Below are 13,872 nucleotides of genomic sequence, written 5' to 3'. Positions count from 1 at the left end.
AAAGGGATCCGACCCCAACCCTCAATGCCCGCCGTCGAGCGCCTTCAGCTCGCTGACCAGCGACGCCGCCGCCTCGGCACCATCGCCGTACAGCATGCGGGTGTTGTCGGCGTAGAACAGCGCATTCTCGATACCCGCAAAGCCGGTGCCCTTGCCCCGCTTGATCACCACCACGTTGCGGGCATTGACCACGTCCAGTACCGGCATGCCGTAGATCGGACTGGCCGGATCGGTGCGTGCCACCGGGTTGACCACGTCGTTGGCGCCGATCACCAGCACCACGTCGGTAGTGGCGAACTCGGGATTGATGTCGTCCATGTCCGCGATCAGGTCGTACGGCACCCCCGCTTCGGCCAGCAGCACGTTCATGTGCCCGGGCATGCGCCCGGCCACCGGGTGGATGGCGAACTTGACCTTCACCCCGCGCGTGATCAGCCGCTGCGCCAGCTCCCAGATCTTGTGCTGGGCCTGGGCCACGGCCATGCCATAGCCGGGCACGATCACCACGCGTTCGGCAAAGCCCATCATCGCCGCCACGTCGGCCGCCTCGATGGGCTTCTGCGAACCGGAAATCGCCTGCGCCTCACCACCGGCGCCACCACCGAAGTTGGAGAACAGCACGTTGCGGATCGGCCGGTTCATCGCCTTGGCCATCAACCGGGTCAGCAGGATGCCGGCCGCACCGACCATCATGCCGGCGATGATCAGCGCCTCGTTGCCCAGCACGTAGCCTTCGAACGACACCGCCAGGCCGGTGAACGCGTTGTACAGCGAGATCACCACCGGCATGTCGGCGCCACCAATCGGCAACGTCATCAACACGCCCAGCGCCAGGGCCAGCACGAAGAAGGCGACAATGGCCCAGGTGCTGAGCGTGCTGGCGGCGATGATGCCCAGCACCACCACGGCCAGCGCCACCAGCAGGTTCATCACCTGCTGGCCCGGCCAGGTCACGCGCTTGTCGAGGCGACCATCGAGTTTGGCCCAGGCGATCACCGAGCCGGACAGCGACACCGCACCGATCGCCGCGCCCACCACCGCCAGCACCAGCACCGTGCCGGACGGCTGCCGCGCGGCCAGATCGGCCAGCGCCTGCGCACTCCAGTGGGTGGTATCGCGGTTGGCCAGGAAGGCATAGCGCAGCAGTTCCACCGCACCGATGGCGGCCGCCGAGCCGCCGCCCATGCCGTTGTACAGCGCGACCATCTGCGGCATGTCGGTGACGGCGACCTTGCCCGCCGACCACCAGGCCAGGCCGGCCCCCAGCAGCAGTGCCACCAGGATCAGCGGCACGTTGTGCAGTTCGGGCAGGAAGAAGGTCGCCACCGTGGCCAGCAGCATGCCCAGCCCCGCCCAGCGGATACCGCTGCTTGCGGTCATCGGCGAGGCCATGCGCTGCAGGCCGAGCAGGAACAGGGTGGCGGCAACCAGGTAGCTGGCCTTGACCAGCCAATCGAGCAGTTCGACGGTGCTGATGTTCAAGCCTGCGGCTCCTTCGGTTCATCGTTGCCGGCCTTGCGCACGCTCGGCTTGAACATTTCCAGCATGCGCGCGGTAACCACATAGCCGCCGGCGGCGTTGCCGGCGCCGAGCACCACGGCAAGGAACCCCAGCACCTTCTCCAACGGCGTCTGTGCGTGCCCCAGCACCACCATCGCGCCGATCAGCACGATGCCATGGATGAAGTTGGAGCCCGACATCAACGGGGTATGCAGGATCACCGGGACCCGGGAAATGATCACGTGGCCGGCAATGGCGGCCAGCATGAAGATGTACAGCGCCACGAACCCGTCACTCACCGGCAACGCTCCTGCTCTGTCTTCGTCGCCCCATCATAACCATGGGCTGAACCCTGCGCGCGTCCCGGTCAACCACGGCCGCGCTCACGCGTTGTCGATGGTGACCCCTGCCGAGGAACCGTACCCTGTGCTGGTGAGCAGCCCTGTCCCCTCAACCACCGATGCCGACGCCGTTCCGGCCTCGCTGGAAGCATTCCTGGCCAGCGTCGGGCCGCGCGCCTTCCGCTTCGCCGAGGCCGGCCTGCGCCAGCGTGATGACGCGCTGGATGCGGTGCAGGACGCGCTGCTGCGCATGCTGGACTATGCCGACAAGCCGGCCGCCGAGTGGGCGCCGTTGTTCTGGAGCATCCTGCGCCGGCGCGTGATCGACCTGCAGCGCCGCCGCCGTTTCCGCCTGCCGTTCTGGCGCGACAACCAGGATGCCGATGGCGGCGAGATCGACTGGGCCGACCCCGCACCGGACCCTTCGCAGGCGCACGAGCAGCGCCAGCAGTACCAGCAGCTGGTGCAGGCACTGCGCGACCTGCCCGCCCGCCAGCGCGAGGCATTCACCCTGCGCGTGCTGCAGGACCTGGACGGGGCCACCACCGCCCGCGCCATGGGCTGCAGCGAAGGCGCGGTAAAGACCCATCTGGCGCGCGCCCGACAGGCGCTGCAGAATCAACTGGAGATGCACCCGTGAACCGCCCCCTGCCTTCCGATGACGCCCTGCGCAGCCTGCACACGCAGTCGCTGCAGGCGCTGTCGCCGGCCACCCTGGCACGCCTGCGCAGTGCCCGTCACAGCGCCGGTGCGGCGCACGCCGGTCGCTGGCGCTGGTGGCTGGCCAGCGCCTGTTCGCTGGTGATCGCGCTGGGCATCGGCGTCCAGTTCGTCGGCCCGGGCGATCACCAGGGCCCGATCAGCACGCCGATCGTCGCTGCGGAAGAAGACAATGGCGTGCTGTACGACGAGAATCCCGATCTGTACCTGTGGCTGGGCGACAACGACCTGGCGATGGAGTGAACCATGCTGCGATACCCCTCCCTGCCCCTGCTGATCGCCCTGACCCTGCTGCCCGCTGCATCGGCACTGGCGCAGGCCACCGCGCCGGCGCCTGCCGCGCGGCCGGCACCAGCTGCCGCGCCGCTGCCCAACTGGGAACAGCTGAGCCCGGCCCAGCGCGAAGCGCTGTTGGCCCCGCTGCGTGACCGCTGGAACGGCGCCGATTCCGCGCAGCGCCAGCGCATGCTGTCGCACGGCCAGCGCTGGCAGTCGATGAGCCCGGAAGAACGCGACAAGGCCCGCCGCGGCCTGCGCCGCTTCGAGCACATGAGCCCGGAACAGCGCGAGCAGGCCCGGGCGTTGTTCGGCCAGATGCGTGACCTCAGTCCGGCCCAGCGCGATGCCATGCGCGAGCGCTGGTCGCAGATGACCGCAGACGAACGCAGGGAATGGGTGCGGGACAACCCGCCGCCGGCGAAGCCGCGGTAACCCCTATCGAAGCGGTAGCGCCGGGCCATGCCCCGCGGATTCACCGGATGCCGCCGCGCTCGCCGGGCATGGCCCGGCGCTACCGACTCAGGCCTGCCAGCGCGTTTTCGCCAGCAGCTCATCTTCCCAGTCGAAGCCCAGCTGGCCGTCGCGCACGAACAGCGCGACGAAGTTCATCAGGTTGCGCGCATACATCTCGCTGGCCTGGGTGGCACCCCGGCTGGCCAGGCCCAGCGGGCCATCGATGGTCACGCCCTGGTGCTCGATGCATTGGCCGGGCTCGGTCAACGCGCAGTTGCCACCGCTCTCGGCGGCCAGATCGACGATCACGCTGCCGGCGGCCATGCCTTCGACCATCGCGGCGGTGACGATCGTCGGCGCCTGACGTCCCGGCACCGCGGCAGTGCAGATCACCACGTCCACGCTGCGCAGGTGGTCGCCAAGACGGCGCTGCTGTTCACCACGCTCTTCATCGGTCAGCGCCCGCGCATAACCGCCCTCGCCGACCGCGCTCACCCCCAGGTCGAGGAAGCGCGCACCGAGCGACTGGATCTGTTCGCGGGTTTCCGGGCGCACGTCGAAGCCCTCCACCTGCGCACCCAGGCGGCGTGAGGTGGCAATGGCCTGCAGGCCGGCGACACCGGCGCCGATCACCAGCACCTTGGCTGGACGCACGGTACCGGCCGCAGTGGTCAGCATCGGGAAGAAGCGCGGCGCGCGTTCGGCAGCAATCAATGCCGCCTTGTAGCCGGCCATGCCGGCCTGCGAACTGAGTACGTCCATCGCCTGTGCGCGCGTGGTGCGCGGCAACTGCTGCAGCGGGAACAGGTGCAGGCGGTCATCGGAGGCCAATGCGGCCAACGCAGGGTCGGCCGCCGGGGTCAGCAGGCCGACCACACTGGCGCCCGGCTTGAGCTGGGCCAGCACCTCGGCCGGTGGTGCCTGCACGCACAGCAGGATGTCGATCTCGGCCCAACGGGCCGCGTCGAAGGCGCGGGCACCTGCGTCGTCGTAGGCGGCATCGGTGAAACCGGCCGTCTGGCCCGCACCCGGCTGATACCACACGGTGATGCCCAGCGCACCGAGCTTGCGCGCCGTCTCCGGCGTGAGCGCAACGCGTCGTTCGCCCGGCGCGGTCTCCTTGATCCCCAGCAACGCCACGGCCATGCAGATTCCCGCTGATCGGTGAGTGGGTCCGATCCTAGCAGGCGTACGTGGCTCAGTGCAGCGTCGCACCACCCGGGTCGAGGCGGTCGAGCACGCCCTGCATGGCGCTGTCGAAGGCGCCATCGTCGATGTGGGGACGCAGGCGACCCAGCCGCACCATCACCGCCAGTTCTTCGGGTGAGGCCACGCAGAAGCGCACGCCACGACGGTTGACGAACAGCAGGCGCGAGGAAATCGGGCTGATCCAGGACAGTTTGCCCGCCTGCACCTTGCCATCCTTGTCGACGAAGTCCAGCCAGTTGCCGATCTCCATCCGGCGGAAGCGGTCGGCATCGGCATTGTCGAAATCGTCGGTATTGAAGGTACCGCCCAGTTCCACTGCCGGTGTTTCCGGGGCCGGCGGCGCGGGCAGCACCACCTGCGGCAGCTCCGGCAACGCGCGCTGCAGCTCCGGTCGCGATTCGGCGATGCCCTGCAATGTGTCGTGCAGCGCATCGATGGCTGCGGTGGCTGCGTCGCCATGCACGCCGACGCTGGCAAACACCTTGGCCAGCATCGGCTGCCAGGCCTGCAGCCACGGCTTGCCGACGATCTGCCGGCGGGCCTCGGCCACTTCCTCAAGCAGGCCATCAGCCAGGGTCAGCGCCTCGGCCACCGAGGCACCCTCCTCGCCCTCGCGCAGCAGCGCCAGGGTCAGGTGGTGCTGCCAAGGCTGGCGCAGGAACTCGGCGATGGCCGGCGGCAGGGTGGCATCGCCGATGCGGCGGTCCAGTTCAGCACCGGCACGGGTGCGGGCCATTTCCAGCTTTTCCTGGCCGCGCTGGGTCTCGGCGGCCCGCCGCTCGGCGATTTCCACGCGACGGCGGTGCTGTACCAGGAAATCGCGGAATTCTTCTTCCAGGGTCAGGAAGATCGCCAGGTTCTCGTTGAACTCGGCGACCAGCCGCTCGATGATCTCCTCCACCTTGGCCATCAGCATGCGTTCGGCCTGGCTTTCGCCGGTGTTGCCCTCGCAGGCTTCGGCCAGCGAGTTGAGCAGCTTGCGCGCCGGATGGGTCTTCTGCACGAACATGCGGCGGTCCAGCATCGCCACCTTCACGAACGGAACCACCAGGCGGCCGATCAGCTCGCGCGAGCGGCCTTCCAGTTCGCGCTCATCGAGCATCACGTCGAACAGCATGCCGACCAGGTCGATCGCATCCTCGTCCTGCGCGTCCAGCCGGGTCTGGCCCGGGTCGACGCCCAGCCGGGTAGCGCTGGACAGCACTTCGCTCTTCAGCCGCTGCGCCAACGATTCGCCGTCCTCGCCGATCGCCGCACGCAGGGTCGCACTGGGCGTCGCCTGCAGCAGCGACAGCACCGACATCATTTCGCGCTGGCTCAACGGGCGATGCTGGCCGACCGCGACCTGCGCCGCAGAGGTTGCGTCGTCGCGCACGTGGCGGGTCTGCTGCAGCAGTTCGTGCAGGGCTTCCAGCAGCATGCCCTGCTGGCCGGAATAGGCTTCGCCGGACGGGCTCTCTTCGCCACCGGCATGCTGCTGCATGTGGCCACGACGCTCCGACCAGCGCGCGGCAAAACGCTGCGCCCAGGCCGGCGCGGCCTGTTCGTCGTCATTGAATTCGTTGTCAACGCCCGGCACCGTGCGCTGCTCGACCAGATCATCCAGGCCATGCGGAACGTGCTGCGCCGGGGCCGGCGCCAGTGGTCGGCGCGGGGCACCCATCTGCGACATCACCCCGGCCGCAGCCAGGTGCTCATCCAGCTTCTCGTAGATGCGGCCCACCGGCGCGCGCAGGTCGCGCTCGCACAGCTTGATCAGCACCAGGTGTACTTCCGGGGCCAGCTCGCAGCCGGCGAAGGCTTCGTGGATGGCCACGCCCAGATGCTCGGGGCTGATCGGGTTACGGTCGGCGTCGAGTTCGATACCCCCGCCCAGCCAGCCCAGGCGGCGGTCGAGCCGCGCCAGCACCGGCTTGAAGTCGCGCAGCAGCACGGTGGCGAAGTTGCGCACCGCCAACCGCGATTCCAGTACATGTTCCGGCACCAGGCTCAGGCCATCCTGGGCCTGCCCGGCCAGGGTCAGCTCGGCAGAGAGCGGCTCGCCTGCAGCCAGACCGTCCCAGGCATGGCCAAGATGGCCGGCAAAGCCACCGGCAATCTCCTCACGGCGGCGGCGCAGCTCGCGCATCGCGTCCAGGAACAGCAACTGCGACGAGCCGGCATTGCCGGCACGGTCGAACAGGGCATCGTCGAAGCGGGCCAGTGCCGCGCCAAAGGCCTGGCACAACGCCGGCAGGACGATGTCCCGGGCAAGCTGGAGCTGGGCCGGGTCACGGCCCGGCGATCCCATCGGAGTGGGCGCGCTCATCATTCGGGAAGGCTCCCCACCTTCTCTGGTGCGACAGACATCATGGACATCGCGACGGCCGGTACACCCCATGCACCGGTCCCTCGATGGTAGGCCGCCCAGCCCATCGCGGACAGTGAAACAGTCCTCACTTCAAACCTCATGAACGGCGGCCCGGCAATATTACGTATCGTAAGCCGTGCAGGGCCTGCGAGGCGAGGGGAAGCGGAGCTCCGTGATCCGCCAGTGGCATGATGTTCATCACAGTTTGCTATTCAGGGGTCTGACGCGACACAAACGGCGTCATCTACCTCCCCGACTATAATCAGCGACCCGTGATGACCGGTTCAGACTCCATGCCCGACCCTGCCGCCCTGCTTGCCCTGGATGCCCGCCGCTCGGTGCCCTCGCGGCAACTGGGCGAGCCCGGACCGGACCCGGCCACCCTGCAGCGGATGCTGACCTCGGCGGTCCGCGTGCCCGACCACGGCAAGCGCGTACCGTTCCGCTTCCTGAAGATCGCCGGCGATGCGCGTCACACTCTGGGCGACTTCCTGGCCGCGCGCAGCCGTGAGCGCGACCCGCATGCCGGCGACGCCGTGTTCGAGAAGGACCGCCAGCGCTTCAGCCATGCACCGCTGGTGATCGTGGTGGTGGCCAGCCCCCGCCCGGACCCGAAGGTACCGGCACAGGAACAGCTGATGACCGCCGGCTGTGTGTGCTTTGCTCTGTTGCAGGCGGCACAGGCGCTGGGCTTCGGCGCGCAGTGGCTGACCGCATGGATGGCCTTCGATCCTGCCGTGCACGCCCACCTGGGGCTGGCCGAGGGCGAAGGCATTGCCGGCTTCATCCACATCGGCACGCCCAAGGCCGAAGTCCCCGAGCGCGAGCGCCCCGATGCCGCGGCCCTGCTGCAGGACTGGACCGGCCAGTGAACGCCGTGATTCCCGTGGCGATACCGCCGCCGCTGTACCTGGTCGACGCCAGCATCTACGTGTTCCGCGCCTGGCATTCGCTGCCGGACGAATTCCAGGACAGCCAGGGCTGGCCGACCAACGCCGTGCACGGCTTCGCCCGTTTCCTGCTGGACCTGCTGGAGCGCGAACGCCCCCGGCACATCGCCATCGCCTTCGACGAAGCACTGGACAGCGGCTTCCGCCACCGCCTGTACCCGGCCTACAAGGCCAACCGGGACCCGGCGCCGGAAGCGCTCAAGCGCCAGTTCGTGCACTGCAAGGCGTTGTGCGCAGCGCTCGGCCTGGCGGTGCTTGCCCACCATGATTACGAAGCCGACGACCTGATCGGCAGCGCCCTGCATGGCCACCGCAGCAGCCATCGCGGCGTGATCATTTCCGCCGACAAGGACCTGTCTCAGCTGCTGCTCGACCATGACGAGCAATGGGATTACGCACGCAACCAGCGCTGGGACGTGGCCGGGGTCAAGGCCCGGCACGGCGTACACGCGCACCAGATCGCCGATTACCTGGCGCTGTGCGGCGATGCGGTCGACAACATTCCGGGCATCAGCGGTGTCGGTGCCAAATCGGCGGCCGTGCTGCTGGCCCATTTCGGCAGCATGGACGTGCTGTACGAACGCCTGGACGAAGTGCCGTTCCTGCGCCTGCGCGGCGCGGCCCAGATGGCCGTGCGCCTGCGCGAGCAGCGCGAGCACGCCCAGCTCTGGCGCCAGCTGACCACCATCGCCCTGGACGCACCCTTGGAAGGCTGCCAGCCCGGCATGCCGCGCCAGGCGGCCGATCCAGAGCTGCTCGGCGGCCTGTGCCAGACCCTGCGCTTCGGCCCCATGACCCGCCGCCGGCTGTTCAGTGCCGCCGGCATTTCCGACCCCGTCCCTACTTCCAGCGAGCCCGCATGAGCCAGCGCAACACCGAAGCACCGCGTGTCGTCTACGAAGGCAAGTACCAGCGCATGGTCGTGCGTGGCAGCTGGGAATACAGCGAACGCACCCACGCCGGCGGCCTGGCCGCGATCATCATTGCCGTCACTCCCGAGGACAAGGTGCTGTTCGTCGAGCAGTTCCGCGTGCCGCTGCAGGCCTCGACCATCGAGATGCCGGCCGGGCTGGTCGGCGACATCGATGCGGGCGAGTCCATCGAAGTTTCCGCTGTACGCGAGCTGGAAGAGGAAACCGGCTGGACCGCCGAGCACGCCGAAGTGCTGATGATCGGCCCCACCTCCTCCGGTGCCAGCAGCGAGAAGATCGCCTTCGTGCGTGCCACCGGCCTGCGCCGCATCGGCGAAGGCGGCGGCGACGAGAGCGAGGACATCACCGTGCATGAAGTGCCGCGCACGCAGGCGGCCGCCTGGCTGGTGCAGAAAATGGCCGAAGGCTATGAAGCCGATGCCAAGCTGTGGGCCGGCCTGTGGATGATCGAGCACCACCTGGACGGCCGGCCCCGTGGCTGACGCCGACCTGCGCGCGCTGCCGGCACTGCTGGGCGCCGACGATCCGGCGATCTTCAGCGTGCACCGTGCGCAGGGTGCCTCACCGTTCCTGCTGCTGGCCGACCATGCCGGCCAGCAGGTGCCGCGTGCACTGGCCGACCTTGGATTGCCGCAGGCCGAACTGGACCGGCATATCGGCTGGGACATCGGCATCGGCGGCACCACCCGTGCACTGGCCGAGCGGCTGGATGCGTGGGCGATCGAGCAGACCTATTCGCGGCTGCTGATCGACTGCAACCGGCCGTTGGTTTCGCCCACGCTGATTCCCGAGGTCAGCGACCACACCCTGGTGCCGGGCAATGCCGGGCTGTCGCCCGCACAGCGGCAGCAGCGCATCGATGCGATCCACGCGCCCTACCATGCACGCATCGATGCCGAACTGGATGCGCGCCGCGATGCGGGACGGCCGACGCTGCTGGTGATGATGCACAGCTTCACCCCGGTGATGAACGGCATGCAGCGCCCCTGGCACGCCGGCGTGCTGTACCACCAGGACACACGCTTTGCCCACGCGTTGCTGCAGGCACTGCGCGATGAAGGCGACCTGGTGGTGGGCGACAACGAACCGTATTCGGTCAACAGCAGCAGCGACTACGCGGTGCCGGTGCATGGCGAAGGTCGCGGCCTGGTGCATGTGGAACTGGAAATCCGCCAGGACCTGATCGCCGATGCCGCCGGGCAGCAGGCATGGGCGGAGCGGCTGGCGCGTATTTTCAGCGCCTTGCAGCCGCAGTTGTTGGCGTTGGGATGACCGCATCCACGCATGGCGTGGATCTACCCGGAATCGGTACATCCACGCATGATGTAGATCTGCCCGGGATCGGTAGTGCCGGCCGCTGGCCGGCAACCTCAGGATAGCTGGATCATTGCAGTTGCCGGCCAGCGGCCGGCACTACCGCAGCATCAGCGCATCCATCGACCGGAACGGTTGCACGGCCTCGGGCACCTCACCGTCATCATCGAACGCGGCGTCTTCATCTGCCGGCAACCAGAAACGCGCTGCCAGCAGATCGCCCTGGCTGGCATGCACCCAGCCGAACGACGCCCATACGTCGTGGTCGTCATTGCAGGCGGCAAACGCGTCCAGCGTCTGGCGAAGATCAAGCAGTGCAATCATGCGTCGTTGGGCAGCGCGTCGGGAGAGCTGCAGTCTACCCGTGCCGGACGCAGGCCCAGCGCGATGAGCACGCCGAGCGCGGCGAATAGCGCGGCGCCGTACTGTGCATTGATCATGCCCTGCAGGGCATCAGGACTGGTTGCCGCCTGCGTGCCGCGTGCGGCGTTGGCCACCATCACCAGTACTGCCAGTCCCAACGCGCCGCCGATCTGCTGTGCGGTAGCGGCCATGCCGGACGCCACACCCTGCTGCGGCCCCGGCACGCCCTGCCCGGCCACGATCCACATCGCCGTCCAGCTCATGCCCTGGCCCACGCTGAGCACCACGATGCCGGGCAGCAGCGGCCAGTAGCTGGCGCCGTGCGGCATCGCCAGCGCCACTGCGGTGATGCCGATGGCACCGGCAGCGAAGCCCCAGGCCAGCACCTGCCGTGGCGAACGGCGCTGCAGCATGCGCTCGGCAATGCGGATGCCGAAGGTGCACACCAGCGTCGGCAGCAGGAAGGCCATGCCGGCCTGCAGCGGGCTCCAGCCGTAGCCATCCTGGAAGTACAGCGCCAGGAAGTAGTACTGCACGCCATAGCTGCTCATGAACGCGAAGGTCAGGCCGAGTGCTGCACGCAGGCCGGGCAGGCGCAGCAGCGCGAACTGCATCAGCGGGTCGCGGCTGCGCTTTTCGATCTGTACGAACACCGTCAGCAGCACGGCTGACAGCAACAGGCAGATGAGCGTGGCCGGCGCGGTCCAGCCCCATTCCGGCCCCTGCACCAGGGTGGTGACCAGCAGGCTGCCGCCGGCGGTGACGGTGAGGCAACCGGCCAGATCGAAGGAACGGCCGCGCACGCGCGGGCCATCGGCCGGCAGCCACGCGCCCGCGGCGACCGCACAGGCCGTGGCCAACGGCACGATCACCGCCAGCACCGCCGGCCAGCCGAACGCCTGGGTCAGCACGCCGCCCAGCAGCGTCCCCAGCGCGAGGCCCGCCGCACTGGCCATGCTCCAGATTGCCAGCGCGCGGTTGCGCACCGGGCCTTCTGCATACAGCGTATTGATCAGGGCCAGGGTGGCCGGAAACAGCAGCGCCGCACCGATGCCCTGCGCCGCACGTGCCACGATCAGCAGCGTGGCATTGGGCGCCAGCGCACCCAGCAGCGAGGCCAGCGCGAACAGCAGCATGCCCAGCCGGTAGAAGCGGCGGCGGCCCAGCAGATCGGCCGCACGCCCGCCCAGCAGCAGGCTGCCGCCAAAGGCCACCGTATAGGCGCTGACCACCCACTGCAGCTGCTGCGCATTGATCTGCAGCGCGCGGCCCATGTCGTGCAGGGCGACGAAGATGATGGTGGCGTCCAGAGCGATGATCAGCTGCGCGGTGGCCAGCAGGGTCAGCGCCCAGCGCGGGTATTTCAGGGGAGGCATGCGGCGCCCGGTTCGGAGGGGGGACGGCAGTCTCATTGATGCAGCTGAATCAATAAACCCCCTCAGCGCGATTTCTGTCATGATTTTCCGCATGAATGGATCCTCGATGGACCTCAACGCGGTGCGCATGCTGGTGCAGGTGGCTGAGGCGCGCAGCTTCACCGTCGCCGCAGGCCAGCTCGGCTTGAGCCAGTCCGGGCTGTCACGCGCGATCGGCCGGCTGGAAGCCTCGCTGGGGGTAAAGCTGCTGCAGCGGAATACGCGCAATGTCGCGCTGACCCCGGATGGCCAGCAGTTCGTCGAGCAGGTGGGACCGTTGCTGTGCGGGATGGAAGACGCAGAGCGGCTGCTGGCCGACCGCCCCTGCACGCCATCGGGCACGTTGAAGATCAGCGCTCCGTCGATGTTCGGGCGCAAGGTGCTGGTGCCGTTGCTGGGACCGTTGCTGCAGCAGCATCCGCAGCTGCAGGTGGAAGCGGTGCTCAGCGACCGCCTGGTGGATCTGGTGGAGGAAGGCTTCGACGCCGCCCTGCGCACCGGCACCATCGCCGACCAGCGCATGGTGGCGCGTCCGTTGAAGCCACTGCGCTGGGTGACCGTGGCCAGCCCGGCCTACCTGGCCGCGCAGGGTGAGCCGGCCAATGTGGCGGCATTGCAGAACCATGCCTGCCTGGCGGTGCGCAACCTGCGCAGCGGCCGGCTGGTGGACTGGCAGTTCCTGCAGGACGGGCAGCTGCGCGAGGTCACGCCGCCGACGCGGATGGTGTTTGACTGCGGCGACCCGTTGGTGGAGGCAGCGATTGCGGGCATCGGCATCGTGCAGGTGATGGATTTCGCGGTGGCCGACGCGTTGGCCGATGGCCGCCTGCAGCGCGTGCTGCAGCCGTTTGAAGGCCGCAGCCGCGCGCTGTCGTTGATCTACCCGCCCTCGCGCCAGCACTCACCGAAACTGCAGGTGCTGGCCGAAGCGTTGTTGGCCGGGGATTGGTAGATCCACGCCGCGCGTGGATGAGCGTTTCAACGCAAAAGCCGCCGGGCATGGCCCGGCGCTACCGGTAAGGCGTTGCCGGCCAGCGGCCGGCACTACCACCACCCGATCAGGCGAAACTATCGGTGGCACGCACCAGCGCGTCGACGTTCTCTGCTTCGAACGCCGAATGCCCCGAGGCCGGGGTGATCTCCAGCTTCGCCTTCGGCCACACCTTGGTCAGGTCCCAGGCATTGGCCAGCGGGCAGACCACGTCGTAGCGGCCGTGCACGATCACGCCCGGGATGTCGGCGATGCGGTGCGCGTCGCGCAGCAGCTGGTCTTCCACCTCGAAGAAACCGCCGTTGACGAAGTAGTGGTTCTCGATGCGGGCGAACGCCAGCGCGAAGTGCGGGTCTTCATGGCTGTTGATGAAGTCGTCGTCCACGTGCAGGAAGCTGGTCGCGCCTTCCCACACCGCCCAGGCCTTGGCCGCGTCCAGGCGCGTTGCTTCGTCTTCGCTGGTCAGGCGGCGATGGAAGGCGGAAATCAGGTCGTGGCGTTCCACCGCCGGAATCGGCTTGAGGTAGTGCTCCCACGCATCCGGGAACAGGCGGTTGGCGCCTTCCTGGTAGAACCATTCCAGCTCCCAGCGGCGCAGCATGAAGATGCCGCGCAGCACCAGTTCGGTCACGCGCTGCGGATGGGTCTGCGCATAGGCCAACGCCAGGGTCGAGCCCCAGCTGCCACCGAACACCTGCCAGCGATCGACCTTGAGGTGCTCGCGCAGCTTCTCGATGTCGGCCACCAGGTCCCAGGTGGTGTTGTCCACCAGATCGGCGTGCGGGGTGGAACGACCGGCACCGCGCTGGTCGAACAGGATGATGCGGTACTTGGCCGGGTCGTGGAACTGGCGCATCTTGTCGCTGCAGCCACCGCCGGGCCCACCATGCAGCATCACCACCGGCTTGCCGTCCGGGTTGCCGCACTGTTCGAAGTACAGCGTGTGGCGGTCGTCGACCTTCAGGGTGCCGACGTCGTAAGGGGTGATGGCGGGGTACAGCGTACGCATGCTTGCAGCTCCGTGGTGGTGCCCTGCCCTTGGCAGGAGAACCCCC

Annotated in this window: 15 protein-coding genes; 8 read left to right on the top strand and 7 right to left on the bottom strand. The window is 68.4% G+C overall.

All coding sequences use genetic code 11. The features are described 5' to 3' along the window. Positions 1-21: 21 nt before the first annotated feature. Together CLM74_RS03825 and CLM74_RS03820 are read right to left on the bottom strand one after the other, a co-directional pair. Complete coding sequence (locus CLM74_RS03825; protein WP_025877971.1) at positions 22-1,482, bottom strand: NAD(P)(+) transhydrogenase (Re/Si-specific) subunit beta; 1,461 nt, start codon at positions 1,480-1,482, stop codon at positions 22-24. After that, the gene (locus CLM74_RS03820) at positions 1,479-1,799 is read right to left on the bottom strand and encodes an NAD(P) transhydrogenase subunit alpha (RefSeq protein WP_025877970.1); all 321 of its coding nucleotides are present in this window, start codon (positions 1,797-1,799) and stop codon (positions 1,479-1,481) included. The genes CLM74_RS03825 and CLM74_RS03820 overlap by 4 nt, the downstream gene beginning before the upstream one ends. A 97-nt stretch (positions 1,800-1,896) precedes the next feature. Between CLM74_RS03820 and CLM74_RS03815 the strand changes: the two genes are divergently transcribed. From CLM74_RS03815 to CLM74_RS03805, 3 genes are read left to right on the top strand one after another with little or no spacing between them, the layout of a single operon-like run. Continuing rightward, on the top strand, positions 1,897-2,481 hold the full coding sequence (locus tag CLM74_RS03815) for an RNA polymerase sigma factor (RefSeq protein WP_080149966.1): 585 nt from the start codon (positions 1,897-1,899) through the stop codon (positions 2,479-2,481). After that, positions 2,478-2,804 (top strand): hypothetical protein, encoded by a 327-nt coding sequence (locus CLM74_RS03810; protein WP_105163485.1) that lies wholly within the window; start codon positions 2,478-2,480, stop codon positions 2,802-2,804. Before CLM74_RS03815 ends, CLM74_RS03810 begins: the two co-directional genes overlap by 4 nt. A 3-nt stretch (positions 2,805-2,807) precedes the next feature. Then, positions 2,808-3,272 (top strand): DUF3106 domain-containing protein, encoded by a 465-nt coding sequence (locus CLM74_RS03805; RefSeq protein WP_099841948.1) that lies wholly within the window; start codon positions 2,808-2,810, stop codon positions 3,270-3,272. Positions 3,273-3,359: 87 nt separating this feature from the next. Here the strand turns inward: CLM74_RS03805 and CLM74_RS03800 are convergent, their stop codons facing one another. Both CLM74_RS03800 and CLM74_RS03795 read right to left on the bottom strand, forming a co-directional pair. Then, the gene (locus CLM74_RS03800; protein WP_032977478.1) at positions 3,360-4,439 is read right to left on the bottom strand and encodes an NAD(P) transhydrogenase subunit alpha; all 1,080 of its coding nucleotides are present in this window, start codon (positions 4,437-4,439) and stop codon (positions 3,360-3,362) included. Between the two features lie 52 nt (positions 4,440-4,491). Beyond that, positions 4,492-6,813: a DUF1631 domain-containing protein gene (locus CLM74_RS03795; RefSeq protein ID WP_105163484.1), complete on the bottom strand. Its 2,322-nt coding sequence runs from the start codon at positions 6,811-6,813 to the stop codon at positions 4,492-4,494. 332 nt (positions 6,814-7,145) lie between these two features. On the opposite strand from CLM74_RS03795, the gene CLM74_RS03790 reads away from it, so the two are divergent. From CLM74_RS03790 to CLM74_RS03775, 4 genes are read left to right on the top strand one after another with little or no spacing between them, the layout of a single operon-like run. Then, positions 7,146-7,724 (top strand): nitroreductase, encoded by a 579-nt coding sequence (locus CLM74_RS03790; RefSeq protein ID WP_025877963.1) that lies wholly within the window; start codon positions 7,146-7,148, stop codon positions 7,722-7,724. After that, complete coding sequence (locus tag CLM74_RS03785) at positions 7,721-8,665, top strand: 5'-3' exonuclease H3TH domain-containing protein (RefSeq protein ID WP_025877961.1); 945 nt, start codon at positions 7,721-7,723, stop codon at positions 8,663-8,665. The genes CLM74_RS03790 and CLM74_RS03785 overlap by 4 nt, the downstream gene beginning before the upstream one ends. Then, on the top strand, positions 8,662-9,216 hold the full coding sequence (locus CLM74_RS03780; RefSeq protein WP_025877960.1) for an NUDIX hydrolase: 555 nt from the start codon (positions 8,662-8,664) through the stop codon (positions 9,214-9,216). The genes CLM74_RS03785 and CLM74_RS03780 overlap by 4 nt, the downstream gene beginning before the upstream one ends. Then, positions 9,209-10,006: an N-formylglutamate amidohydrolase gene (locus CLM74_RS03775; protein ID WP_105163483.1), complete on the top strand. Its 798-nt coding sequence runs from the start codon at positions 9,209-9,211 to the stop codon at positions 10,004-10,006. Before CLM74_RS03780 ends, CLM74_RS03775 begins: the two co-directional genes overlap by 8 nt. Before the next feature lie 141 nt (positions 10,007-10,147). On the opposite strand, the gene CLM74_RS03770 is transcribed toward CLM74_RS03775, so the two are convergent. Both CLM74_RS03770 and CLM74_RS03765 read right to left on the bottom strand, forming a co-directional pair. Beyond that, complete coding sequence (locus tag CLM74_RS03770) at positions 10,148-10,372, bottom strand: hypothetical protein (RefSeq protein WP_105163482.1); 225 nt, start codon at positions 10,370-10,372, stop codon at positions 10,148-10,150. Further along, entirely contained in the window at positions 10,369-11,787 is a 1,419-nt protein-coding gene (locus tag CLM74_RS03765) for an MFS transporter (protein ID WP_025877957.1), read from the bottom strand. Before CLM74_RS03765 ends, CLM74_RS03770 begins: the two co-directional genes overlap by 4 nt. A gap of 106 nt (positions 11,788-11,893) precedes the next feature. On the opposite strand from CLM74_RS03765, the gene CLM74_RS03760 reads away from it, so the two are divergent. After that, a complete protein-coding gene (locus CLM74_RS03760; protein ID WP_105163481.1) occupies positions 11,894-12,778 on the top strand; it encodes a LysR family transcriptional regulator in 885 nt (294 codons plus the stop codon). A 106-nt stretch (positions 12,779-12,884) separates the two neighbouring features. On the opposite strand, the gene pip is transcribed toward CLM74_RS03760, so the two are convergent. Further along, positions 12,885-13,826, bottom strand: coding sequence for a prolyl aminopeptidase (pip, locus tag CLM74_RS03755; RefSeq protein WP_032977488.1), 942 nt, complete (start codon positions 13,824-13,826; stop codon positions 12,885-12,887). Between the last annotated feature and the right edge of the window lie 46 nt (positions 13,827-13,872).

The organism is Stenotrophomonas sp. MYb57 (assembly GCF_002966815.1).
Taxonomy (GTDB): domain Bacteria; phylum Pseudomonadota; class Gammaproteobacteria; order Xanthomonadales; family Xanthomonadaceae; genus Stenotrophomonas; species Stenotrophomonas indicatrix.
Note: the sequence above shows the minus strand (reverse complement) of the source record. Positions and strands in the feature narration are given on the sequence as shown.